21 protein-coding genes and 1 pseudogene are annotated in these 23929 nt (G+C 36.6%); 1 reads left to right on the forward strand and 21 read right to left on the reverse strand.

The features are described 5' to 3' along the window. Nucleotides 1-158: 158 nt before the first annotated feature. From CQA53_RS03385 to CQA53_RS13215, 6 genes are all read right to left on the reverse strand, one after another. The gene (locus CQA53_RS03385) at nt 159-1154 is read right to left on the reverse strand and encodes a hypothetical protein (RefSeq protein ID WP_115542624.1); all 996 of its coding nucleotides are present in this window, start codon (nt 1152-1154) and stop codon (nt 159-161) included. A gap of 59 nt (nt 1155-1213) precedes the next feature. Then, nucleotides 1214-1750 (reverse strand): DUF3226 domain-containing protein, encoded by a 537-nt coding sequence (locus CQA53_RS03390; protein ID WP_115542625.1) that lies wholly within the window; start codon nt 1748-1750, stop codon nt 1214-1216. 2 nt (nt 1751-1752) lie between these two features. Next, the gene (locus tag CQA53_RS03395; RefSeq protein ID WP_181882341.1) at nt 1753-2736 is read right to left on the reverse strand and encodes an AAA family ATPase; all 984 of its coding nucleotides are present in this window, start codon (nt 2734-2736) and stop codon (nt 1753-1755) included. Between the two features lie 152 nt (nt 2737-2888). Next, nucleotides 2889-7232 (reverse strand): Eco57I restriction-modification methylase domain-containing protein, encoded by a 4344-nt coding sequence (locus tag CQA53_RS13210; RefSeq protein ID WP_245945624.1) that lies wholly within the window; start codon nt 7230-7232, stop codon nt 2889-2891. 112 nt (nt 7233-7344) lie between these two features. Next, nucleotides 7345-7569 carry a hypothetical protein gene (locus CQA53_RS12160; RefSeq protein ID WP_147289991.1) on the reverse strand — a complete coding sequence of 75 codons (225 nt, stop codon included), beginning with the start codon at nt 7567-7569 and terminating at the stop codon, nt 7345-7347. Then, nucleotides 7515-9752, reverse strand: coding sequence for a saccharopine dehydrogenase family protein (locus CQA53_RS13215; protein WP_245945608.1), 2238 nt, complete (start codon nt 9750-9752; stop codon nt 7515-7517). The genes CQA53_RS12160 and CQA53_RS13215 overlap by 55 nt, the downstream gene beginning before the upstream one ends. Before the next feature lie 162 nt (nt 9753-9914). On the opposite strand from CQA53_RS13215, the gene CQA53_RS03410 reads away from it, so the two are divergent. Next, nucleotides 9915-10487, forward strand: a complete 573-nt coding sequence (locus tag CQA53_RS03410) for a D-glycero-alpha-D-manno-heptose-1,7-bisphosphate 7-phosphatase (RefSeq protein WP_115542627.1) — start codon at nt 9915-9917, stop codon at nt 10485-10487. A gap of 53 nt (nt 10488-10540) precedes the next feature. On the opposite strand, the gene CQA53_RS03415 is transcribed toward CQA53_RS03410, so the two are convergent. The 15 genes and pseudogenes from CQA53_RS03415 to CQA53_RS03490 all read right to left on the reverse strand — a co-directional run bounded on the left by CQA53_RS03415 (nt 10541) and on the right by CQA53_RS03490 (nt 23893). Then, a complete protein-coding gene (locus CQA53_RS03415) occupies nt 10541-11434 on the reverse strand; it encodes a cysteine ABC transporter substrate-binding protein (protein ID WP_181882342.1) in 894 nt (297 codons plus the stop codon). Nucleotides 11435-11787: 353 nt separating this feature from the next. After that, nucleotides 11788-12429, reverse strand: coding sequence for a PglD-related sugar-binding protein (locus CQA53_RS03420; RefSeq protein ID WP_115542628.1), 642 nt, complete (start codon nt 12427-12429; stop codon nt 11788-11790). Nucleotides 12430-12461: 32 nt separating this feature from the next. Further along, on the reverse strand, nt 12462-13211 hold the full coding sequence (locus tag CQA53_RS03425) for an SDR family NAD(P)-dependent oxidoreductase (protein ID WP_115542629.1): 750 nt from the start codon (nt 13209-13211) through the stop codon (nt 12462-12464). Next, on the reverse strand, nt 13204-14280 hold the full coding sequence (locus CQA53_RS03430; RefSeq protein WP_115542630.1) for a Rieske 2Fe-2S domain-containing protein: 1077 nt from the start codon (nt 14278-14280) through the stop codon (nt 13204-13206). The genes CQA53_RS03425 and CQA53_RS03430 overlap by 8 nt, the downstream gene beginning before the upstream one ends. Next, the gene (locus CQA53_RS03435; RefSeq protein WP_115542631.1) at nt 14280-15350 is read right to left on the reverse strand and encodes a 3-oxoacyl-ACP synthase III family protein; all 1071 of its coding nucleotides are present in this window, start codon (nt 15348-15350) and stop codon (nt 14280-14282) included. Before CQA53_RS03435 ends, CQA53_RS03430 begins: the two co-directional genes overlap by 1 nt. Then, a complete protein-coding gene (locus tag CQA53_RS03440; protein ID WP_147289992.1) occupies nt 15347-15571 on the reverse strand; it encodes an acyl carrier protein in 225 nt (74 codons plus the stop codon). The genes CQA53_RS03435 and CQA53_RS03440 overlap by 4 nt, the downstream gene beginning before the upstream one ends. Then, entirely contained in the window at nt 15522-15935 is a 414-nt protein-coding gene (locus CQA53_RS03445) for a hypothetical protein (protein ID WP_181882343.1), read from the reverse strand. Before CQA53_RS03445 ends, CQA53_RS03440 begins: the two co-directional genes overlap by 50 nt. Continuing rightward, nucleotides 15932-16696: an SDR family NAD(P)-dependent oxidoreductase gene (locus tag CQA53_RS03450; RefSeq protein ID WP_245945609.1), complete on the reverse strand. Its 765-nt coding sequence runs from the start codon at nt 16694-16696 to the stop codon at nt 15932-15934. Before CQA53_RS03450 ends, CQA53_RS03445 begins: the two co-directional genes overlap by 4 nt. 3 nt (nt 16697-16699) lie before the next feature. Next, on the reverse strand, nt 16700-16930 hold the full coding sequence (locus CQA53_RS03455; RefSeq protein ID WP_115542634.1) for an acyl carrier protein: 231 nt from the start codon (nt 16928-16930) through the stop codon (nt 16700-16702). A 19-nt stretch (nt 16931-16949) separates the two neighbouring features. Continuing rightward, nucleotides 16950-18035, reverse strand: coding sequence for a 3-oxoacyl-[acyl-carrier-protein] synthase III C-terminal domain-containing protein (locus CQA53_RS03460; RefSeq protein WP_115542635.1), 1086 nt, complete (start codon nt 18033-18035; stop codon nt 16950-16952). Further along, nucleotides 18032-18871 carry an acyltransferase gene (locus CQA53_RS03465; RefSeq protein ID WP_115542636.1) on the reverse strand — a complete coding sequence of 280 codons (840 nt, stop codon included), beginning with the start codon at nt 18869-18871 and terminating at the stop codon, nt 18032-18034. Before CQA53_RS03465 ends, CQA53_RS03460 begins: the two co-directional genes overlap by 4 nt. A gap of 119 nt (nt 18872-18990) precedes the next feature. Further along, nucleotides 18991-21249: a pentapeptide repeat-containing protein gene (locus tag CQA53_RS03470; RefSeq protein ID WP_181882344.1), complete on the reverse strand. Its 2259-nt coding sequence runs from the start codon at nt 21247-21249 to the stop codon at nt 18991-18993. A gap of 110 nt (nt 21250-21359) precedes the next feature. After that, on the reverse strand, nt 21360-23141 hold the full coding sequence (locus CQA53_RS03475) for an HAD-IIIC family phosphatase (RefSeq protein WP_115542638.1): 1782 nt from the start codon (nt 23139-23141) through the stop codon (nt 21360-21362). Next, a pseudogene (locus tag CQA53_RS03485) lies at nt 23142-23673 on the reverse strand (VOC family protein). Beyond that, nucleotides 23666-23893 (reverse strand): acyl carrier protein, encoded by a 228-nt coding sequence (locus CQA53_RS03490; RefSeq protein ID WP_115542640.1) that lies wholly within the window; start codon nt 23891-23893, stop codon nt 23666-23668. Before CQA53_RS03490 ends, CQA53_RS03485 begins: the two are co-directional and overlap by 8 nt. Nucleotides 23894-23929 lie beyond the last annotated feature (36 nt).

Genomic DNA, 23929 nt, shown 5'->3' on the forward strand with positions numbered 1-23929 from the left:
ATTCTATACTATATACTTTAATATTTTTGTTTTTGTTTAGATTCTCTACAAAAAATGAAATTTCTTAAACGCATATTTTGCTATATGATATGTCAAACTTTATAAATTGATATTATTAAAATTTATATTACCTCTATCATTTGGATTTTTCAACCTCTTCATCGCAGGGCTTGGAGCTTCGCTTCATAGACATCTATCATCTCATCGATATTTTGCATTGCCCTCTCTTCGCTTAGGTGCATACTTTTGTCAGGCAACTCTGATAAAGAAAAGCCAAAAACCACAAAAGGATCAGTCTCCTCTTGCTCAAAGCCACTCTCTTCCAAAACGCTAGATTTATAGCCAAACTCCGCATAAGTGATAGGAATACTCACTGCAAAATCAAAAGCCTCATAAGTATAAAGCTGCGACCTATTTTCGCTCCAATCTGCAAAATCGCTCCCTACTCCATTGCGGAAACCAGCGACATTGACATTACCCGGTATATCCCTAAACGCAGGGAAAATCCTAAAAAACGCACCTTTATCAAAAAGCACATAACCATTGAGCCATTGTCCCTCATCACGCCGAATAAGAGCGATAATGCTTGTATAGCCTCTATGCGTGAAAACTTGCTTCAATGCGCGGAATCTATGATTTCTCACATTGCCTATAACCTGCAGTTTGCTTGGATTGATATTGCTAAGTGCGTCTTTAAGCCTACCTATATCATCAGTCGTTTTTGTATCAGCCATTTTTTTGTCAATTATTTTTTCGCCAAATTCAGCCTTGCAGAGCGTCTCACCCCATTCACACGAGAGATAAAACCCCACTTTCTCATCATATTTCACAACAAGGGGCTTTTTGAAGTCCTGCAAACGCACAATATCACTTGCATAAATATCATATCCATTTTTATCCTGCACTCCGCTTGCAGATTCTATAATATCAATAGGATAGCGACCTGCAAACCCCTTTTTTGTAACAAATTTTTGCCTCTCATCATACTGCACCCCCTCATCATCACTATAAAAATAGCTTAAAAAAGGCGTGCTAAAATACCGCTGCTTCATCGTTTTTGCTCCTTGTGATGATGGATTTTGTGCTGATAGATTCTCCGCAAATGCAGCGGAGTGAAAAAATATAAGGCTCATGAGAAGTAAAAATTGTTTCATATACGCTCCGTTGTTGTTCTATCTCCTCCCACTAACATATCTAAGGTATGATAAATACACTATTTCTCTAAAAATTCTTTCAGTGGTATCAAATAGTCAGAATCTAAGTTTAATATGTCATTATTGATTTCAAAGTTTTTATTACCATTTTTAAATCCAAAACTATGAAAATACGCATAAACTTTAGATTTTTTAGCAGGTAATTTTAGATTACTATTATCTTTTTGTAATTTTCTTAAACACTCTTCATATTTTGTGAAACATTCTAATATACATTTTTCTTTTGCCATATTTTCTAATAAGATTTCTAAATTACCACTATCTTGATTATTTGGAAATAAAAATATTTCATATTGTGAAATATTTTTGCTTATTTCTTGTATTTGCTTCTCTATATTAGCTTTTGCCAATGCTATATCATTATCAGCATCAAAAATAATTTTTATTTTATTATATTTTTCTATACTCTTGATTGACTTCAAGCCATCTTTTCCACCTGCGGACTTTATACTATTTTCTTTTATCTCTACGCCCAAGTATTTACAATACAATTCAATAAAGCTTTTATCAGTATTCCCTTCAACAATTATTAACATACCTAGTCCCTAATCTCATTATTCTGTTCAATGTTTAATATAAAATCTTCTTGACTATAATGTATCGCTTTAAGCTCCTCATCTTTTCTGTAAAGATTAAAAATAGCTATATTTTCATCTTGTTCTAAGACTTCATTTAGCTTCTTTAAAAACTCCTCATTATGTGTAGTAACGAAGAATTGCACATCTTTTGCATGAAGCATAGCTCTAAGAAGTAGTGCGATACTTTCAAAATGTAATCCATTCTCTATTTCGTCAATAATAATATATTTGCAATTAGCTAAAATAGCAACAAGAATCGTAATATAGCTTTGAAATCCATTTCCCATTAGTCTCAAACTTATATCATGCGATAAGTTTTCTTGCTCAACCATAATTTTATTTGCACTAAATCTAAGCGTAACAATATCTTTTGAAAAATCCTTGCAAACTTTTTCAAGTTGTTTTCTTTTTTCTTTAGATTCTATAATGTCTTTTAGATTTACTATAAGAATCTTTTCTCTTACAGAATATGCACTAGAAATAAATTCAGTTTTTTCATATTTTATGGGTGTTTTATTATCTCTCTTTATATTGAGATTAAATTCACGCGGTTTAGTTTTTACTATTGACATTTTTTGCTTATTAATTTCAAAACTTAATCCATTAATATTTAGACGCTGTCCTATATCGACTAATGTAAAATGCTCAATATTTTTATTGGGGCTAATTTTTAATGTATTACTGCCACTTACTAAAACAATATCTGTTGTTAAATCATAATTATAAAAAAATCCCTCGAAACAATCTTCCTCATTGAGCATATTCCTTGATTCAGAAATAGGGAAAATAGCCTCTGGATTTGCCCTGAGATACACATATATTGCCTCTAAAACAGAGGTTTTTCCTATATTTGCCTTACCTACAAAAATATTGATTTTTTTAAAACCTTTTAACTCTAAATGTTTGATTGCTCTAAAGTTATTTATAATTATATCCTCTATCATAATATACTCCATTTTAAAATCACAAAGAAATTATAGCTGAAAGCTTGTGAATATTAAATAATCTCAAACTAAAATCATCTATCTCATAACCTCCCCTACAATCACATAATACCTAATATTGCAACAATTTGACTTTGTCATTTTTATAATCTCTACTCCCACAAATCTTTCAATATTGCTACATATTGTGGTTGTTTGTTATTGAGCACCTTAAATGTATCGAGGATATAGCAAAATTCCTCCTTTGTAATCCCATAGAGTTTGGCTATCATTATGTCATTCCTCGCACGCAGTGTGTCGTAGAGCTTGCGTGTCTTTGGGATTTCATTTTTGCTTATCGCAAATTCACTTGCTAGCTCTGCGAAATCCCCCGCTTTGTCATTATAGAGTTGCAGGATAAGGGCATTTCTCGCGATTTGACTATACACGCTATCACTCTCTATCTCCTCATCGCTTGGCTGTGGGAGCGGGATTCTCTGTAAATAAGTTTTACTTACATTTATCTGCACCATACCCCTTGCGATAAAATCCACAATTACACTATTAAGCAATCCTAATGCAAATAAGATTCTAAGATTTGAGATAGCCTTTATCTTTATTTGCTTAGAATCTAAAATATATTGTTTAGGGTTCGCCCCAAACATACTATGACCAAAACCACAATCCTTTGGTAAAAGGCTAAATATTAAAGTGCGTTCATCGGTATCCCTTGCAATCGCACGGAATCCTAATCGCACAAACTCCCTATCATAGGCGATTATAGAATCTTCTATCGATTCTTTGGTAGGCTTAGTCGCATTTTGGATTGCTTCACTGCGTTCGCAATGACGATTGGATTCTTTGGTTGGGTTATGGGTTTTACTTCGTGCGTCGCACTCGTCATTGCGAGAGGCTTTAGCCTCGTGGCAATCCATAGAATCTGCATTTACTTTGTCATTGCAAGCCGATTTATCTGCGTGGCAATCTATATTTTGTTTTTGGATTACTTCGCTATGCTCGCAATGACGAAAGGAATGTCTTACTTTATCGCCCTGCTCCTCGCAATGACTATTGGATTCTGTGGATACTTCGGCTACCGCCTCAGTATGACGAGAGGGATTATCAGTATGACGACTAAGCAGAGATTCTATAATCCTCTCATATTCTTTACTATCGATACCCAAATCCTGCTTCAAGCGATAGATTTCCTTACTCCTTAGACGCCTATCAAACGCCTCTTTGTCTAAGAAATATTGGGCATTCTCAAATCGTGCGTTAAACTGATGTATCATTTTGCCCTCATAGAGTGGCAGTAGTCCATCACTAGGAGATTCTATAAACAAATCCTTATCATTTGTCATATCAAGCTCTCGGCGAAAATCCAGCCATTGAGAATCAAGCGGGCTAAATCTCGTATAGCATTTTTCTAGGATTGCTAAATCTTCTCCGCTTCGTAGCTCCATTAAGGCGAGTTGATTGGGGCTAAGGGCTTGTATCGTGGCAAAATCGATATGGATAATCTTAGCAGCATATCCTTGCAATTCTTCCACACTCATCTCATCATATTTGCTTTTTGGAGGGGTTTTGTCGCTCTTTGTGGGATTTGTAGATTTGGTTTGTTTGGATTGAGTTGTTGCAGATTCAAGCTTTTTGGATTTGATTTTTTTAGATTTGGGCGAATTTTTCAATGCAAGTTTATCAAACGACTTATGCGCATCGATAGCTTCGTTGATGTCAGTCTTATAAAACATCGTCCTTATCGTATGCTTTGTAGGGGCTTTAGCATTGGCTACACTCATCATCGCGAATTTATAACTTCGATGCACAGAATGAAATATGCCCTCACGATTTTCAAAGCTATAAAAATACTCTAATTTTCTTTGCTCCCATATCTCCTTACGCAAGGCATAGCTCCCCTCCTCAAACATCAATGCACTCGGCAGGACATAGTTGAGCCTCGCTTGTGGCGCGAGCAGAGAGAGATTGCGTTCGACAAAGAAGCGGAAGAGATTCCCATCGCCACTTCCAGCATTTAGCGGATAATGTGCCTTGTAGTAGTTGTTGCTAGATTCTATCAATGCCTTTGCTTCATCGTATTCACGCTTGATATAGGCTTTGCTTAGGAGATTGGTAGCGATTTCTTTTTTCTTAGAGTTACTCAAGGTGCGGTAGTTGCTTTGGTATTGTGGGAAAAAGTCATTATCGCTAAATTTCGTCTTATCCCACGGCGGATTGCCTACGATAGCTTGGAATCCTACAAAATTATTATTTGTTACAATTTCGGGGAATTCTATCTCATAGTTAAAAAATCGATATTTTTCGCAATAGGATTGTATGATTGCTTTAAGCTTGGAATCTTCTAAGATAGTTTCAAGTCCCGAAGATTCTAAGCTATCAAGTCGCTTTCTCTCCACTGCATTGACAAATCCCTTTACATTCAAATAATTGAGATAGAGATTGAGGTTATCCAAAGTAGGCTTGATTTCATCATTATAGATTCGCTTGGATTCTGTAATCTCGCTTTCATTTGAGTCTTTGAGGCAATCAAGCTTCTCAAATATTTCGCTTAGGGTGTTAAATCTATCTAAAAAATTATCGATAAAGAGACTCGCTCCTGCTTTTGCTCCCTTGCCTTTTGATTTTATCTTTTGTAATTCATCATAATATCTCTTAAACTCCGCGATAGTCGTGCCGATAAGGGCATTGCCGCATTTGATATGATGCTCAATAAAGCTTAGCGGTGTGCCAAAGATAAAGCTATCAATCCACAAACTAAGCTTAGTAAGCTCGATAGAAAAGGGATTTAAATCAATCCCAAAAATCACTCTTTTTAAAAGGAGTCGCTTGACAATATCGCTCTCATCAATGACATAGCCTTGAATATAATCAGTGATATGGGATTCTATACTTTGCTTTTCTCTCTCATAGAGTGCGTGCAGTGAAGGAAAAGAATCAAATCTCTCTATGACAATCTGCGTGATGAGATTGAGTGCTTTGACGAGGAAATGTCCGCTCCCACAGGCATTATCCAAAATCTTAAATGTTAAAATATTGCTATCATCAAGATTATCTTGCAGGGCAGATTCGACTAAAAAACTGGTAATAGATTCTGGTGTGTAGAAACTCGCGGTGCTTTTGCGTGAATTGCTTGTATTTTTGAGATAGATTTGCCCTTTGGTGTAGGATTGCACATCGCCTATTATCTTGTGTGATTTCTCTATCGCTCTCAAATCATAGCTATCGAAATAGCCCTCAATCTCTTCGGCTTTATTCTTGCCTCTTTGGATATATTTGATATAGTAAATATCCTCACTTGCGATATTGAAAAAATACGAGAGTAAGCCCTCATAAATCGTGCCTAAATGCGTAACGCTAAGTGTGCAATAATCTCGCTTAAAGACAGAAACGCCATTGTTGTAAGTAAAAAGCTCGTGCAAGATACCATACAAAACCTCATCATTAAAGATTTTGGGCGTGGATAAAAGCTTGGTTTTGCTCTCATCAAATAGCCCTCCATTAAAGATTGGAATATCTAAATTCGGCTCGCCTTTGTCATAAATCTTAAAAATACTATTAAGCTTGGAGAGGAGCTTAAAACTCTCTTTATCCTTAGAATCTCGCATTGATACAAGCAGTTTTTGCAAACTCATTGCGTCATTAAAATGAGAGTGCTTAGCTAAGACTTCATCGAATTTATCTTCAAAATACGCGATGAAAAGCAAACGAAAAATAAAATAAAGTGAGTTTTGATAGACTTCCTCTAAGCTTACTTCTTTGTTTTTCTCATAAATACACGCCCCAATTTTCTCAAAAAGCGAATCTTTACCATTAATCCCATAGATGATTGATTGCAAATCGTCCTCTATGGCGATTTTGGCTTGATTGTTTTTCTCTAGCGTAGTTTGTATTGTGAGTGTAGCAGAATCTTGCACTGCGAAGTTGCGTGCGTGAAAGATATGATAGAAATAATCAAACGCCCTATTTTTCAACTCAACATCATCGCATAGCACGATAGATTCTAAATCAATCTCATAAAAGATTTTGTTACTGCTTAGTTTGGAATTATCATAGAATCTCCACACTCTGCCATTACTAAGAAATCCATAATCAAGCTTGAGGCTACTAAGATAGCGTAAAAGCTGGAAATGTGGATTGTCTTTGACCTTTTTACTATCCACCTCCACACTATATGCTTTAGATTCTAAAATGATAGAGATATATTCATTTGTCGCGTGTCGCTCATCTTTGGGGATAGATTCATAATCGCTTTTAGAATCTGTGGAGCTAAAGAGTAGAAAGTCTGGCTTCTCTAGCTTGCCTTGTATGATTTTCTCCTCTTGGCGAATGAAGCTCCAACCAAGAATCTCTAAAACTTTTGTGATAAACTCATCTTCAAATTGATGTTCATTTTGGGCTTTAAATCTCTCTGTATCATAAATAGCTTTGATTTGCTCTAATGCGTGGCAAGATTCTCTCTTGTATTTAGCGAAATCATAAATCTGTGGAAAATCCACCATAAGCGTATAGCTTGTAAAAAGATTGTTGCGTAAAAATGATAATTTCTCTGTGTTTAGCTCCTGCAAAATCACTCCTTAAGGATTATATCGCCTCTAGTAGATAAAGCCATTATTATAGCATAGTGCTACTTTTGTGGAGTGTAAAATTATATTTAGATTGAGTATAATCTTCATACGAGCTATCTTTTTCAACGAATCTCTTGTAATTTTCTATCTCTATTGTGAGACTCCCAACAAATTCCACAAATCGTTCATTTTGGCTAAATATCGTTAATAATTTTCTTACCTCCTCCCATCTTCTAGCACTCTCACTTCGCCTTGAGAATCTATCTCGCACACGACATAAGGAAGCCCTTGCAAATTAAGCTCGTGCATGAAGGGGTCGGGGTCGTTTTGCTCCATATTCCACACACCACTGCCTTGAACCACGCAATTTTTTCTGCCTACAATCCCCTCAAATTGCTGCTTCGTAGTTTTAAAAAATGTGCCATTAAACCAATTATTCCCACTTTGCCCCCAATCTAAATTCGTAAAAGCTGAATATGTTCCCTCACCTTTATATAAATCAACTATATCTTGTGTGATTTCACTTGGGCTAATATTGATGCCATATTCAAATGCTAAATACACATATTCTTCATCTTTATTGCATATTGAAAACACAGCACGAAACGCATGAACTTTTTCTGATTTATCATTTTCTTTATCTGAAGAAACATAGCACAGCACTCTATCTCCTATTTTCATTTCCTCAAAACAAGAGTGATGTTTTTGCAAGCGTCCTTCATATTCACCAAACCAACACCAACCATTTTTACCAATCTTTTCCCCTTTAGCACCACACTGCTCATTAAAATATTGTGGCTGACAACATACAATCCAATATTTTATATTTTCTTGTAGCTCCGCCCCATTATCCACCCCCTGATATTCCCCGCCCTGTGGCATATCGCGATTCATCTCTAAGCGTTGTTTATTGTAAGATTCTATATCAATATCCAAAGAATGCGGATTTTGCTTAAGATTTGCAGGTTGTGCAGAAAAATTCGATTGAGATAAGGCTTGTTGCCTATCGATTGAGGATTTTTCAAGCTCCTGTGAAGATTGAGTGAAAGCCACATTCTTTTTTGCACCCACGCCCCATTTGCCCTCCATTATGAGCTTCGCCCCAATCATCGCCGGCACACCTGTCGTGTAGCTCACGCCTTGCGCATTGACTTCTTTATAACACACTTCGTGGTCGCAAATATTATAGATATAAATCACTCTTTCTTTGCCGTCTTTTCGCCCTTTGATATAGCAGCCAATATGCGTATTGCCTTTTGTGCGAGGAGCGAGACTTGCTGGGTCTGGGAGCAAGGTCTTTAGCACTTCGATAGGCACGATTTTCCCGCCCTTGTGCGCCACCTCATCGATACGCAAAAAGCCGATATTCTCTAGCACCTTCATATGCGTGAGATAAGATTCTCCAAAAGTCATAAAAAAGCGGATTTTACGCAATCCCTTGATATTTCGAATGAGCGATTCTAGCTCCTCATGATAGAGCAGATAGCTATTTTTCACGCCCACTTCTTTATAATCCCACTCTTTCATCAACGCCAAAGGAGCGACATCACGCCATTGTCCTTTGCAATAATTTTCATTCTTCAAGGTTGAGTGAGAAATCGCAGATTGTTTGGAGAATTTCGCCTCTTCCTTTGCTTGCACTTCCGCTTCCCAATGCCTCTCCTCACGCTCAAATTTGCGATAGATTGTGTCTTGTTTCAAGTCGGGGTTGAGGGCGAGATTAGATTCTGTGGATATTTCGCTTATTTTTGCTTGAGTATCGTTTGCTACCCAATATCTTGCCTTAGAGCTTACCTCGCGTAAGTTGATTTCTGGATTGAAATTCGTGGCAAACGCATAGCCGTGGTCGCCGGCATTGCAATCCAAAATATCAATAGATTCTATGCTATCAAAATAATGTTTCTGGGCGTAGGCGCAAAAAACATTCGTTACGCCCGGGTCAAAGCCACTTCCTAAAAGTGCGAAAATCCCCGCCTCTTTGTAGCGCGTATCATACGCCCATTGCTCCTTATATTCGAAATGTGCGGCATCTGGGTGTTCGTAATTTGCCGTGTCTAAATAATGCGTTTTTGTCCGCAAACACGCCTCCATAATGCTCAAATCTTGATAGGGGAGCGCGACATTGACTACGAGTTTCGGGCGATATTTCTCAATAAGGGCGACTATGGATTCTATATTATCTGCATCGACGCTATCGACTTCTATTTCGCCTAAGCCCTTTGCGCGGATAGAATCTGCGATTGCCTTGCATTTATCTATCGTGCGAGAGGCTAGGATTATGCGAGAGAATACGCCGCCTTGAGAATCTCCACTCTCTGTTTGCTTATAGTTTTTGATAGAATCTACGCTTAGCCCCGCTTTTTGCAATGCCTCTGCACGATTTATCGCCATTTTGTGCGTTACCACACCGCCTACGCCACCTGCCCCGATTTGTAAAACTATGTTGCCTATCATTTCTGTTTCCTTGTGAAAAAATAAAAATGCTATCATTATATAATTTCTCTACTAATAAATCCTAGAATCTTTTAACAACACATTGATAATTCTTTAAAGTTCAATAATTTATTCTAAAATCCGATTCTATAACAATATGGAAATTTATAATAAGGAACATGTATGCATAAAATCAATAAGGCAGTTTTTTTTGATAGAGATGGCGTAATTAATCAAGACTCTCATTATGTATATAAAATAGAAGATTTTATATTTTATGAAGATTTTTTTACTTGTGCTTCATATTTTAAAAGCAAGAATTATAAATTAATTGTTATTACCAATCAGTCTGGTATAGAAAGGGGATATTATACTCTATTTGATTTTTTACATATCAGTAAATATATGCAAAATGAAATTTTTAAAAAGCTTGGTTATTTCCTTGATAGAATCTATTTTTGCCCTCTTTTGCATGATACACTGAGACGCAAACCTGCCATAGGAATGATAACGCAAGCACAAGAACATTTTCAACTAGATTTAAACCAATCTTATTTGATTGGAGATAAAATGAGCGATATTGAGGCAGGTATAAATGCTGGGATTCCAAATCTTTTTCTTATTGAAAGGAACGAAGAAACAAAGCAAAATCAACCAAAAAATAAAAATACCTCAAAAATTTTCACAAAATGTAACCAAAACAAACAACTAAAAATTAGTTATCATACAATAAGTAGTCTTGATTACATACAATGAACATAATTGTTTGTGTAACCCATAAGTTTAAGAATCTTTTTTGCACAATAAAACTATTTTGTAAAAATTACCATTTCAGGTTTCACATCATTACCAAATGCAGAAGATAAAGTATCTTTATATGCTTTAATAAAAAATCCTTCTTGTAATAATGTATCTATTTCAGCATTGAGCCATTCGAGTAATTCTTGATTTCCTTTCTTAACTGCTGGTGCAATTACATCTTGTTCTCCTAATTCTGCAATACCAACTTTATATGCAGGGTTGTCCTTTACCCATGCAAAGAGTAAAGTAGAATCATGTGAAAGAGCTTCTCCTTTACCTTGTAAAAATGCTTGAAAGGTCTCCGTATTTTGATCAAACTTCAAGAGATTAAAATCAGCTTTTTTACTAAAATACATATCTGCTGTTGTACCCTTATTTACAATAAGAGTTTTATTGTAAAGCTGCTCCTCTGAAGTAATTTCACCATTTTTACTTACTACACCTAATGATACTTTCATATATGGTTTTGCAAAATCTACAATTTTAGATCGTTCAGGAGTTTGTGTAAAATTTGCCATAATAACATCAACTTTATTTGCTTTAAGGTATTCAAGTCTCGCAGCTGCTTCAACAGGTAAAAACTCAACCTTGCTCTCATCACCAAGCAAGTCTTTTGCAAAGCGCTTTGCAATATAAATATCAAATCCATCAAATTTCCCATCTTTATTTGTATAACCAAACGGTGGCTTATCACTAAAGACACCAATTCGTATAACACCACGATTTTTAATCTCTTCAAGACTATTTTGAGATTCGTGAGAAACTTTTACACTGGCATTCTTTTCGTTGCTTGTTTCTTGTGAATTACTTTTAGAATCACCACAAGCAACAAGACCTAGTGAGAAAATTCCTGTCATCATGAAAGTCAATAAAACATATTGAATCTTTGAATTAAATCGCATATATTCTCCTTTAAACTAAAAAATGCCTTTAATTATATTATATTTTTATAAATACCAAAATAAATATAAATAAAGCACTATCTATAATATCATTCTTCATTCCAAATAGAATGACTTAAAAATTACATCTTTATGTATGGTATCAATATAAAATAAGGGATTAAAACACACTCCATGATTGCTTGTCAAAACAACATGCCACAACAATATTTTAAAGATTCTATGGATTAATATGTCAAACTACTACTTATCTCATAATAATTTATAATTTCTATATTTTAAATATTCGAAATAAAACAGAATCCGAGGTAAAAGTTAAGTTTTAATTCTATCCCCATCTCTAGAAATAGTTTTTATATTTTTGCTTGTGCGGTAGCGGGATTCCCACTAATGAGATTATCATCGCGGAATCTTTTGTAGATGATACTTCCGGGTGCGATTATGTTATTATTCCCAATCTGTGCTTTGGGGAGCAAGCAAGAGCTTATCCCAAAGATATTTTTATCTCCCACTTGAGCGTATCCGTGCATTGAGACATAGCCATTGAGTGAGTTAAAATCACCGATACTTGCGTGATGCCCCATGATATTCATTCCATTGAGGAGATTAAAACTACCGATTTTTGCATCTCTGGAAACACCGCAATAAATCTCGATAATATTCCCCTCGCCAATATCTTTCGTATGCACATAGCACGATGGGTGGATAATATTTGGGAAATTCACTCCCATTTGCCTAAAGTTTTCTGCCATTTTTTGCTTAAAGTTAAGATTCTTTGCAATTGCAAGGACAACCGAATCCCCCTTTGCAATATGAGATTCTGTAATATTGCCTAGATAATCTTTGCGTTGTGCAAAGTCTGCTTCTACGAATTCTCTATCAGCGATAAAGCCAGCGAATTTATATCGAAAATCCTTTTGCTTCTCAAGTAGCAAAATCATATCAAGAATCTCTATGGCATATCCGCCACAGCCAAAAATAAATAATTTATCCATTATTCTACACCTTTCTTTCTATTTGAGACGCATTAATACACGCCTCTACCACCATCAATAGAGATTTTTTGCCCTGTTATCCACCGACTAAGTGGGCTTAGTAAAAATGCAGTGAGATTTGCCACATCGCTGCAGTTTCCAATCCCAAGAGGATAGGTTCTCTCTAGTTCCTGATTGTATTCTTCACTTCGTATTTCTTGTGCTTTTGCAGTCATTTCTGTCTCTACATGGGCGGGTAAGATACTATTAATCCTCCCTCCAAATTTCGCCAAATCTTTTACTAAGCTTACGACAAGGGCATTCAAAGCTCCTTTGCTTGAATCATACACACTCATACTTGATATGCTTTGTAATTGTGAGCCAGAGGAGATTAAGACGATACTTAAATCTTGCGATTTACGCTTATCGTAGAGATTTTTAATCAGCTCTAATGCACTGAAAAAATTAATATCAAAGACTTTCTTTGCCTCTTGCATATTCAAAGAACGCAAGGCAGAAATATCACTCACTCCTGCAAAATACGCCATACCACTAACTTTGCCATATTCACTTACAATAGAATCTACTAGCTCTTTGATTCCCTCTTGATTGATAAAATCATAGACTTTGTAATCAAAATTTTTGCATTCATCTTGCAATTCTTTCAGTCTCTCCTCTCGCCTTGCGATACCTATAACCTTAGCTCCAAGTAAATCCAAAAACTTGCAAGCCTCTCTCCCTAAGCCACTGCTTGCACCAGTAATGATATAGAGTTTGTCTTTGAGTTGAAATACATTATCCATTTACCCCCCCCCCCCCATTGATGTATTTGTTGTAAGTGTTTTGAAATACAAGTATGCGTTTTTCTAGTTTTTTAGCATAGACGAATTTGGGATTGAGATATTTGCTCGTAGTGATTAAATTTGTCGGCACAGAATCTTCATCAAAGACTTGCCTATTCATCGTGATAACACCATCATCAAATATACTTGTATCGATTTTTGACTTGACATTATAGCTTCGTGAGACAAAATGCGTGCTTTGTGGCGTATGTGGGAAAAAGTTTTGGATACCATAGCTATATCCAAAAGTCGAGCTTACCACGCTAAAAGGGAAGAGATAATAGCTAAAATACATTTCTTCATAGTAGTTAGAATCTAAAAATAGAGATTTATTTTTCAAAAGCTTTTTCTTGATTTTTTCATTTTTAACTTCACAGCACCCTTTGGAATTTAGCGATGAATATCGTGGGGTATCCCATAGCTCCAATGCACCGAGTGAATGCGGATGCACGAAAGTGAGGTGATATTCATCGATACTATTTTCAATCCCAATTTTCCAATTTGAATAGAATCTTGACTTTGTATTTATATCAATGCGATGATTGATACTTGTGCTACATTGTGTAAGTTCATCGTAAAATTCCCCGAGTTGCTCATCTAAGCTCATCTTTGGCATATCGCTAAAAAATATAAAATCCCCACAATGCACTATTTTAAGTCTCAATAAATCAAGATTGCCATACTCGCTAAATTCATTTCTCTCCGGGATAAGGAGCTTGCCATTGCTAAATTGCCAATGATGATACTCGCATTTGATTTTGCAGTTGCCACTCACACAATTTGCATTTTCACCACTTTCATTTGTGATGAGTTTCGCTCCACGATGAGGACAGATATTATAAAATGCGATGATATTGCCATTGTCGTTATAGATGATTATCTCAAAGTCAAATGCCCTAAGTGTGATGAAATCCCTATTATTTGCCACTTCGCTTGTATGACAACCAAAATGCCAAAATGGCTTAAAAAGATATTCAAACTCTAAATCCTGTGTTTCTTGCGTATGATAGTCCCAGATTCTCTCTTTCATTATTTCTCCTTTGTGTGATATAAAATATTGGTGCTGAAGTCCAAATCCTGCAATATCGCGATAGCCACGCTTAGCCCCACACCAAAGCCAGCAAAAAGCGAGCGAGATTCTGCGATATGATTGTGTGGATTATGACATAAGAGCAGAGGGATACTCACACAGCTTGTATTGCCAAATTTATCGATATTGATAGGGGATTTGCTCGCTACTTGCATTTTGTTGATGAGATATTCATTTATCATTTTATTTGCTTGGTGGAGATAATATCTCTCTATGTCGTTTGATTGGAGTTTTGCGAAATGCAAAATCGCCTCAATATTGCTTGGAACTTCCTCAATGGTGAAATCAAATACTTCAATCCCTTTGATAAGGGAGCAAGAGGGGATATTGACATTGCCATCTTCATCAATAAATTCATCAAACGACTTTGAATCTAGTGGCTGTTTCAATCCTCCATAAGGTAAGATGATCGCCTTGTATCCCTCGCCAAGCGTCTTAAAGCGGAAGTATGATTGCTTTGCATTTGGATTGTATTCTATGGCAGTGCAACTCCCCGCATCACCAAAAAGCATAGCAATAGATTTGTTCTTATGGTAAGTAACATTTGAGGGTGCATCACCGACAAAAAGTAAGATTCGCTTCACTTCCCCACCACTTGCAGCGATATGACTCATCGCGACATACAAGCCATACACATAGCCACTACAACCCATAGCGACATCATAAGCAAGACATTCTTTGTGTAGCCCTAACCTATCTTGTAAGATACACGCTGTCGCAGGGAGTTTGTATTCGTGCTGTTGTGATACGACAATCACGCCATCGATACTATCCTTGCTCCAATCAAGCTTTTGGAGAGTATCTAAGCCAGACTCTACATACAAATCAAGCAAAGTCTCATCGCATTCTTTATCGCGTGCAAGCTCATATCGTGTCTTTACCCCCGTGGTCTTGATGATTTTCTTAATCTCTTTTTCATCAAAATAGGGATTTGTGAAATTATCTTTTTTGAGTGAGGGCAAAATCGAGGTAATATGTCTTATACTTACATTGTTAAGCGTGCAGTTCATTTGATACCAGCCAAATCAAGTATATCTTGCACACTCTTTAGTCCTCTAATCTCATCGGGTTTGATTTTTTTACCAAGCTTTGAGTCAAAAAGGGCGATTAAACTCAAATGTGCCATAGAATCCCAATCTTCAAAACTATCAAGCATATCTTCGGCTTTAAGGGTATTTAAATCAAGCATTAAAATATCCTCTAGCTCGTTGAAAAGTTCTTGTTTTGTCATAATTCTCTCCTTGTGAAAATAATAATATGGCATAGAGCCATAAGCAAATATTTTGCAAAAAATACTTGATTATAGCTATGCTTGGTGTAGAGAAGGATAGAGTAAAGGAGGGAAAAATATTGGAGATGATAATATAGGGTAGTGTAGAAAATTCCCAGATTCTTATCGTCATTGCGAGCTTTTGCAAAGAAACTTGATATTGTTTCATTATTGCGAGCCTTGATGAAATCAAGGCGTGGCAATCCATAAGTATTTTTTGTAAAATTTTACTTATTTGATTGTATGTAGAATCTTCTTTATGGATTGCTTCGTTGCTTCGCTCCTCGCAATGACGACTTGTTACTTTGTCATTTTGAGACATCATAAGCTCCCTCCACCATCGATTACGATATTTTGTCCTGTTATCCACGCAGAATCGCCGCTTAGCAAAAAGCAGACAAGCGGACTTACTTTCTCCACCGAGCCAATCCCTAGCGGATATTGTTTATCCATATCATCGATATATTGTGCGTTATACACGCTTTTCCACGATTCTATCATTTCAGTCAGCACGAAGCCGGGCGATATAGCATTAAGTCTAAATTTTGGAGCAATTTCAAGGGCGATAGATTTTACCGCCGCATTAATCGCTGCTTTGCTCGCTGAATAATTTGCTATCCCTTTGTATGCTTTCACACTTGCATTGGAGCTAATCCATACGAAACTCGCCCCCTCATTGCTTTTTGCCCTTTTGTCAAGTAAGCCTTTCAGCACTTGGAGATTCCCAAAATAATTAATATCAAAAAGTGCGGTGGCGGATTCGACAGACAGCACCGATTGTATCGGTGCTGTCTGCTGGATACCAGCAGATAGCACGGCACCATCAAAGCTGCCATATTCTTTGGCGAGATTGAGAATCGTCTTATCTAAACCCTTAAATTGACTCATATCTTGTGTAATGGTGATAAAGTTATCTTGATTATGTGCTTGTTCTTTTTTGCTTTCTAGCTTTTGTGTATCTCGCCCGAGTGCAAAGACTTCCGCACCAAGTGCATTGAGGCTAAGTGCGATATGCGCACCCATACCGCTACTCCCTCCTGTAATTAAAAACCGCTTACCCTCAAAGCAATCCGCTTGAAATATCATCGCCTAACCCTCTATCTTACCATTTGCAAGCTTGATTAAATCACTGACTCCCTTACAATTTTTAAGCGTATTGCCACTAAGCGTAATCCCAAAAAGGCTATCATAGAGGCTAATAAGCGATATGATTGAGAGGCTATCCCATTCCTCAATATCCTCTAAAGCCATATCTTCGCTCAAATCCTCATCTCTTTGCAAGGCGTCTTTGAGAGATTCTAAAAATGCTTGTTTTGTCATATTTTCTCCTTAATGCGATTTAATGTGATGGCGCAAATTGCACTTTTTGACATATAAAATCTTGCGGTAAAGTGAGTATTGCATTCCCCCAGCTAAGCCCCGCACCAAACCCCGCCATAAAGATTTGCATATCGCTTCGCAATGGCGAATGGATAGAATCTAGCCTATCACATATTGTCGCAGGTATGGAGCAACCACTCAAATTCCCATATTTATTTGTCGTGTCGTTTGGGACTTTCGCCTTATCTAGCCCTAATCGTCTTATGATATTATCCACGATATATTTGTTTGCTTGATGAAAGAAATAATATTCAAAATCCTCTTTTTGCTTCTTTGCATACGCGATAATCTCCTCAAAAGTCTTTGGATAAGTCATCACTGCGAAGTTGAATATCTCTGCGCCGTCCATATAGAGATTTTTGAGTGTCCTAGATTCTGAAGTTTGCCATACTTTTTCATCAGCGATAATGTCCTTTGTAGGAATCCTCCCCGCACCCTCTGGAATGATGAGCTGATAGAATTTCTCTCCAAGTGAGCCTAACTCAAGGAATGCTTTTTCGTGAGATGGTGTATATTCTAGTAATGTCGCACTCACGCCATCGCCAATCACAGGGGCGAGACTAGAATCTAGGGGATTGACAAATTTGCTTATAGTATCGCCACAGAGGAGCAAAACGCACTTCGCCCCACCACTGCTAATAAGGCTATGAGCCATATAAAGCCCATAGAGATAACCCGCACAGGCTTGATTTATATCAAAGCTAAAGCACGATGAGGACAAGCCCAATCGCCCATGCAAGTAGCACGCACTCGCTGGGAGGATATAATCAGGCGTTTGCGTTACAAAAATCAATGCATCAATGCGACTTCTATCAAGATTTAAGCTCTCTATAAGGCTTATCGCTGCCATTTCAGCCATATCACTTGCTGTGAGATTTGGCGGGGCGATATGTCGCTTTTGTAAGCCTATGACTTTTTTAATCCTCTTTAATGCTTTCTCATCGCCATGATAGAGCGTGTGAAGCTCGGAATCTATATCGATACTTTGCTCGGGGACAAATGTCGCAATGCCTTTTAATGCGACTGAAGAAAATGTGGCTTTCATGCTATGCGCTCCTTTGGAAGCAGGATAGATTCTGTGGGGTGGTTTTGTGAGATTCTATAAAGATTTTTGATATTTTCTTGGTAAGATTCTGTAAGGAAGCTATATCTTTGTGCGTCATTGCGAACCTTGATAGAATCAAGACGTAGCAATCCATAACAATTATAGATTTGAGATTCTGTGTGCGGTGTTGTATGAAGATAGAAACGAGTAAGGCAAGAATTTAGGTTTCTACCCCCCCCCCCGCTAATTTGCAAAGAATCTAAAAAATTTTTTTCAAGTTCAAGGAGATTTTTACTGCGTTCTAAAATGCGTCTCGCGGGATTGCCCATATAGATTCCATAAGGCTTGGTGGGGCGGATAACGACACTCAAAGCCCCCACGCTCACCCCTTCACTTAGCCCCATACTCGAGGGCAAAACAATGCTTGTGCTGCCCATCATCGCGTGTTTGCCGATATGTATGGGGCGACTTATGATATTTTTATACGCGTTAGGAATAGTGGGATTACTCATGCTTTCACCGCTATAATCATCACTTGTGCTAAAAATCTTACACGCACTTGAAATTGATACGAAATTCTCGACAATGATACCCTCACTTCCGCCTGTGAGGATACTTCCTGCTCCGATATGTATGAAGCTCCCTATCGTGATATTCCCGCTCAAAATCACAAAATCATCGATTCGCACATTATCGCCTATGCTGATTTGCTCCACACCATAGAATCGAGCGAGGCGAGAGAGAAGGACATTTTTGCCAATAGATTTTAGCCCTAGCTCCTGAAGCTCATCTACGCTATAAAAGCCATTTGGAATCTGTGTAAAATGCTGTTGCATAACTTTATGCCTCTTTTGTATTGTATTCTTGGTATTATAGCAAAGAATGCTTATTAATGTTTATTTTAGTGCAATAAATCTTATAAATCTTAGATATTGCATTTTGCATATAAAGTCCTTTAGCTTGGTATGATAGAGTTTTTGCGTGCTGTTTTGATGAGTGAGAATACCATAAAACCAAAGAATATCGTATAAACCGCACCGATGACTGATAGCGGGTCAAGAAGCATTCCCTTATCTGTGAATACTCCAATCACAGGGACGAGATACTTGGGTGATGAGAGAAGAATAGAAAAAGTAATGATATATGAGAGAATTATACTAAAATATCTCAATATCATTTTATCATTAAATGACAACACGAATAAGAACAAACCGATAAACACTATATTTAGTGTTAGGTTTATAATCAGTGTTTTTATGGAATTTGTCAAAACAAAATGATTGATATGTTTGCTATAAAACTCACTTGCAGAATGTGGGTGCAAATCCCAAAAACTAAAGGCACAATAATTTACTCCATATATTGCAATAGCACTTAATATCCCAAACATTCCTATTAAGATAAGAAGAGAATGAAACGACTTAAGTAAATCTGTATGATGGTCAGAGGTGGTGCGATAAAACCAAAGTTGGTATTTATCTATTTTATCTTTTTTGGTAATTTTTTTTATTACCTTTATGATATATGATAAATATTTCTTTATTTTGTTAATAATTGATAATGTTGTATTTTCGTTGTTTTCTCGCTCTGTTTTAAATTCTAATTCAAGCTCTTTAGCATACAATTCTAGTTTATGCCACGCTTGAGCTTCTAAAAGATTATTTTGAGTAAGAAGCATATCTTTGATAACTCTATAAGAATCTTTTGTATTTTGGGCATGTTGAATTTTCCATTCTTTGATAGTTCTCTTGTCATCTGTCTTTTTATCCTCATTAGCTATATTTTCAATATAATGTTTATTCACTTCTAAGGTAAGTTTTGAAGTATCTACACCCACAAAATTAACTTGCTTTGGCTTCTCAAATACACAAGCTGAAAAGTTTGGCACATTTTGAAAAGTAACAAAATAGAAATTTGCGACTTTGGTAAAATGTGAGCGATACATTTGCAAATCTTTTTTAAATATAGCTCTATGAAAATAAGTATCATGAAGAAATTTTGTATTTGAAAAGTTAGCTTTTCCCTTAAATATAGCATTAGAAAAATCAACTTCTTGCTTGAAAGTTGCATTTTTAAAAATTACTTTAGCTTTAAATTCACATCTTTTAAAATCTATATTTCCACTAAAAGTAGATTTAGAATAATCAAGTGGGCTGTTAAACTCAGAATCCTTAAAATTCAAATCCTTTGAAAATCCATTTTCTTTAAATATATACTGAATATTCTTACTCCCTGAAAAATCTATATCCTCGTTAAAATTTGCTCTGCTAAAATCAATTTCTAAAGATTTTTTTTCATCATTTATTATTCTGTTAATAAAATCAAACTTTTTCTCAAATTGACATTGAGAGAAGTTTATCTTTTGATTACCTTTAAATACTCCCCCAAAACTAATATTTGAACGAAATTGACAATTAGAAAAATTAATTTCTTTAAATTCGCATTCTTGAAATTCTATATATTTTTCTTCTTCATATGTAGTAGCACATTCCCCATTGCTAAAATAAGTATTGCTAAAATCTGCTATTCCATTAAACTTAGTTTTATTAAATAATATATTATGCTTTTTGTATATGATATTATCATCATTAAAGCTATCAAGAAACCATGAATTTTTAAACAAACAATCACTATTAAAGATAAGATTAACTTGACTAGAATTAAATGAATTAAAAAATGTATTTGTAAAGTTAGCTTTTTCTTTAAATTCTATTTTTCCCAATAAAGTGAATTTTTGAGCAAAATAAGTATTGCTAAAATTAACTTCTTTTTCAAACATACAATCCTGAAAAATTAAGCTACCACTATATTTCATATACTTCTTTTGAGAATATTCTGGTTGTTCTTCAGCATCAAAATGGTAATTATTTGTTTCGCTAGCACTTATTTTGTCTTTGGTCTGATTGATTATGGCTTTACTAAAACTACAACTTACAAACTCTAAATTAACCTTATCTATTAATGGGGACATAAAATTAAGAACTTCTTCTTTTGATTGGCTACCTATATCGTCTTCATTTTGAATAGAAAAAATATCTTCCTTTTTTTCTACTATTTGTGTAGTTTCCTTGTTTAGAGCAATTTCTTGTGCTTCTTCATCTGTTATGCTAATAATATTATGTCTATGTTTTATTTTCTCTATTTGATTTTTATCTCCAAAAAGAAATTTTGCTATATTGCTTCTTATTCGATATATACTATCATCATCTAACATTATCATATTCCCTTTCTCTATGAATTATACCAAAGCATTATAATAACATATTTTCTAAATGGATTTGATGATTAATTTAGGAGAGATTATGAATATCTGCTATCGCTATCTTATCTTACCACAACCCTCAATCCCCTCATATCTACCGCGTGTTGTGCAATCTCTATGCTTTGCTTTGATTCTAATGCTACCATATCTTCACCGCTAAGATGAGCGAGTGTTTGCAAAAATGGCTTGTTTCGCTCGCCTTTTTGATAATGCACGATAATCCGCTGAGAATCTACCCCGAGATTTTCACTCATCAGTGCAAATGCTTTGTAAAGCATAAGAGATTCTAGCCTCCGCCCTAGCGCACGACAGCTCACCACTATATCGATAATCTCAAGGCTTACTTCCTTGCCTAAGCCCCCATGCGTAATGCCCTCTTTTGCACCCTTGCACTTTTTCTCAACACTTCCGCCATTCTTACACTTCTCATTATGAAAGTCTCTAGCTTCCGCACATTTCTCACTATCAATCTCCCCTTTCTCCGCACTCAAGCCCATATCACGCTCAAAACTCCTCCCCACGATGATAGCGATATTCCCACTATCGCTTAGCTTATCTCTCATCGCGATACTCACAATCACATAGTTTTGAGAATCTAGCCACGACTTGACTTGCTCTTGCGTGGGACGCGTGTAGTTTGCGATGAATTGATTTGTTTTATTAAGGAGTTCGTGTATCCGCACCATATTTGCCCTATCATCGAGATGAAACTCAAGCTCGATTTGCAGATTCTTAAAATATTCCTCTTGACTAAGATTCTCTAGCTCTTTTCGTTTAGCATTTGCGGCTATGTCGTTCGCACGCAGTGAATCCTCTTTATTTATCCGCGTCTTTCGCATTTGTGGGAAAAGCTCCAAAATCCGCAACACTTCGCTAGGCTCTGTCGCTAATATCGTCTTTACCCCTGTGGGCTTGACATTCTCTATCTCGGCGGGATTATCATCGATGAAGAGTATAGAATCTAGCCCGATATTGAAGTATTGAGCGATATGTGCGAGATTTTCACTTTTTGGATTCCAATTCACTTGCACATAATCAAAATCACTCCACTGAAGCGGGAAGTCGCTCCTTAGCTCAAACATCGCTTTCGCGTCTTGCTCCTCGTTTTTAGACGCAAGGGCAAGCAAAAATCCTTGTTTTTTGTATGTGAGAATCTTCTCTTGCAGTGCCTTATGCTCTTGTGTGAGTGTGAGACTTTTCGCCCCATCTTCGCCTAAGATTCCATAATAAAGCGTATTATCCAAATCAAGCACAATAGCTTTGAGGCTGGGCAATAGGAGGCTAGGGATAAGACGAAGCCCTAGAATCTGTGCGAGGTGCAAACACGCGATATTGCTTAGCCTCGTGCCTGTGATACTTGATTTGAGTTCATCAAGGATTTGTTTTGATTCTCTCTCTTGTAGGATTTGTGAGATACATAATATTTCGCAATGTGTGATATGCTCTACAATGTTGCTAAAATCACGCGTATTTTGCAAAGTCTTAGAATCTGCTATATCCATTAATATCGCTAAAATAGGGGCTTTTGAAGTCTGACGCAAAAACTCTAATCGAGATTCTAAATACTCCGCAATATCGCTCTTATACCTCGATATATCAAGCCAAATTATCTCCAAATCAGATTCTATAATCTTATCAAAATTGAGGCTATCATCATAGCTACTAAGCGTAAAATCCGCTTTTAGCCCACTATAATGCAAAAATGGTGTAATCACACTCTCAAGAGGCTCAAAGGCGTGGTTTCTATGGATATTGATAGCTATTTTTTGACATTTTGAAAAATCAAGGATTTTGCTATATGACAAAATCTCATTTCGCTTGAGATGAGATGAAAATATATTCATTTATTCTCCTTTAAGTTCGACTAGCTCGATAAGGAGGCGGTTTGGGAGCATCACAAAACAAAGCTTTGCAAAATAACTCGCCTCAATGATTGGCACGATAAGCCTTGCCTTTGGGGATAAATGAGACTTATTCATCTCCCCCCCCCCCCGTAGTAGCTATAGAAGTTACAAGATTTTTCGCGGAAGTATCGCCTATCAAAGCTTGTGAAGGAGCAAGAGGGCGTGCAAAATCACTCCCTAGCAAAATTGCTAAATCCGCCTCAATATTCTTACTCTCATAGGCGATATGATACATTTTGGTATTATTGGCTAGATAGCTATCCAGCACACCTTCTCCATTGAGATTCTCAAGGAGTTCAAAGCGATAAGCGGGGTAATGCGGGTTGCGCGGGATTATAAATTCACCTCGCACACCTTGTGTCGTATCCACAAAGTCCGCTTCTTTGACAAAGCCGAGTTTCTCAAACACGAGCCATTCTTTCTCAATGCTCCTTGTCGCGACGCCTATGTGGTGGATTGGGAGGCTAAGCATTAAGTAGCTCCGCGACTTTTTCTATTATCATCTGCTGTGAAGTGAGCTTGAAGAGTGTTCGCTCATCAAATGCGATACCAAACTCCTCTTCGATACTCATCACGATGTCGATGTGGGTGAGTGAAGTCCATTGAGGGCAATTCTCCATTGTGAGATATGAATCTTCCCTAACTTCGATTTCTAAGATATTGCTTAGAATCTCATTGATTTTTTGTTGCATAGTTGCTCCTTTGATAGATTATGTGTTGGTCAAACT

It is taken from the genome of Helicobacter didelphidarum, assembly GCF_003364195.1.
GTDB lineage: Bacteria > Campylobacterota > Campylobacteria > Campylobacterales > Helicobacteraceae > Helicobacter_A > Helicobacter_A didelphidarum.

Excerpts from the sequence above, each read along its gene's own strand:
- CQA53_RS03420 (WP_115542628.1), bottom strand. The coding sequence starts at position 12,429 with ATGGATAAATTATTTATTTTTGGCTGTGGCGGATATGCCATAGAGATT.
- CQA53_RS03430 (WP_115542630.1), bottom strand. The coding sequence starts at position 14,280 with ATGAAAGAGAGAATCTGGGACTATCATACGCAAGAAACACAGGATTTA.
- CQA53_RS03385 (WP_115542624.1), bottom strand. The coding sequence starts at position 1,154 with ATGAAACAATTTTTACTTCTCATGAGCCTTATATTTTTTCACTCCGCT.
- CQA53_RS03475 (WP_115542638.1), bottom strand. The coding sequence starts at position 23,141 with ATGAATATATTTTCATCTCATCTCAAGCGAAATGAGATTTTGTCATAT.
- CQA53_RS03455 (WP_115542634.1), bottom strand. The coding sequence starts at position 16,930 with ATGACAAAACAAGCATTTTTAGAATCTCTCAAAGACGCCTTGCAAAGA.
- CQA53_RS03460 (WP_115542635.1), bottom strand. The coding sequence starts at position 18,035 with ATGAAAGCCACATTTTCTTCAGTCGCATTAAAAGGCATTGCGACATTT.
- CQA53_RS03435 (WP_115542631.1), bottom strand. The coding sequence starts at position 15,350 with ATGAACTGCACGCTTAACAATGTAAGTATAAGACATATTACCTCGATT.
- CQA53_RS03470 (WP_181882344.1), bottom strand. The coding sequence starts at position 21,249 with ATGTTAGATGATGATAGTATATATCGAATAAGAAGCAATATAGCAAAA.
- CQA53_RS03395 (WP_181882341.1), bottom strand. The coding sequence starts at position 2,736 with ATGATAGAGGATATAATTATAAATAACTTTAGAGCAATCAAACATTTA.
- CQA53_RS13210 (WP_245945624.1), bottom strand. The coding sequence starts at position 7,232 with ATGGTGGATTTTCCACAGATTTATGATTTCGCTAAATACAAGAGAGAA.
- CQA53_RS03445 (WP_181882343.1), bottom strand. The coding sequence starts at position 15,935 with ATGATGTCTCAAAATGACAAAGTAACAAGTCGTCATTGCGAGGAGCGA.
- CQA53_RS03425 (WP_115542629.1), bottom strand. The coding sequence starts at position 13,211 with ATGGATAATGTATTTCAACTCAAAGACAAACTCTATATCATTACTGGT.
- CQA53_RS03465 (WP_115542636.1), bottom strand. The coding sequence starts at position 18,871 with ATGCAACAGCATTTTACACAGATTCCAAATGGCTTTTATAGCGTAGAT.
- CQA53_RS03415 (WP_181882342.1), bottom strand. The coding sequence starts at position 11,434 with ATGCGATTTAATTCAAAGATTCAATATGTTTTATTGACTTTCATGATG.
- CQA53_RS03490 (WP_115542640.1), bottom strand. The coding sequence starts at position 23,893 with ATGCAACAAAAAATCAATGAGATTCTAAGCAATATCTTAGAAATCGAA.
- CQA53_RS03450 (WP_245945609.1), bottom strand. The coding sequence starts at position 16,696 with ATGATATTTCAAGCGGATTGCTTTGAGGGTAAGCGGTTTTTAATTACA.
- CQA53_RS03440 (WP_147289992.1), bottom strand. The coding sequence starts at position 15,571 with ATGACAAAACAAGAACTTTTCAACGAGCTAGAGGATATTTTAATGCTT.
- CQA53_RS03390 (WP_115542625.1), bottom strand. The coding sequence starts at position 1,750 with ATGTTAATAATTGTTGAAGGGAATACTGATAAAAGCTTTATTGAATTG.
- CQA53_RS13215 (WP_245945608.1), bottom strand. The coding sequence starts at position 9,752 with ATGATAGGCAACATAGTTTTACAAATCGGGGCAGGTGGCGTAGGCGGT.
- CQA53_RS03410 (WP_115542627.1), top strand. The coding sequence starts at position 9,915 with ATGCATAAAATCAATAAGGCAGTTTTTTTTGATAGAGATGGCGTAATT.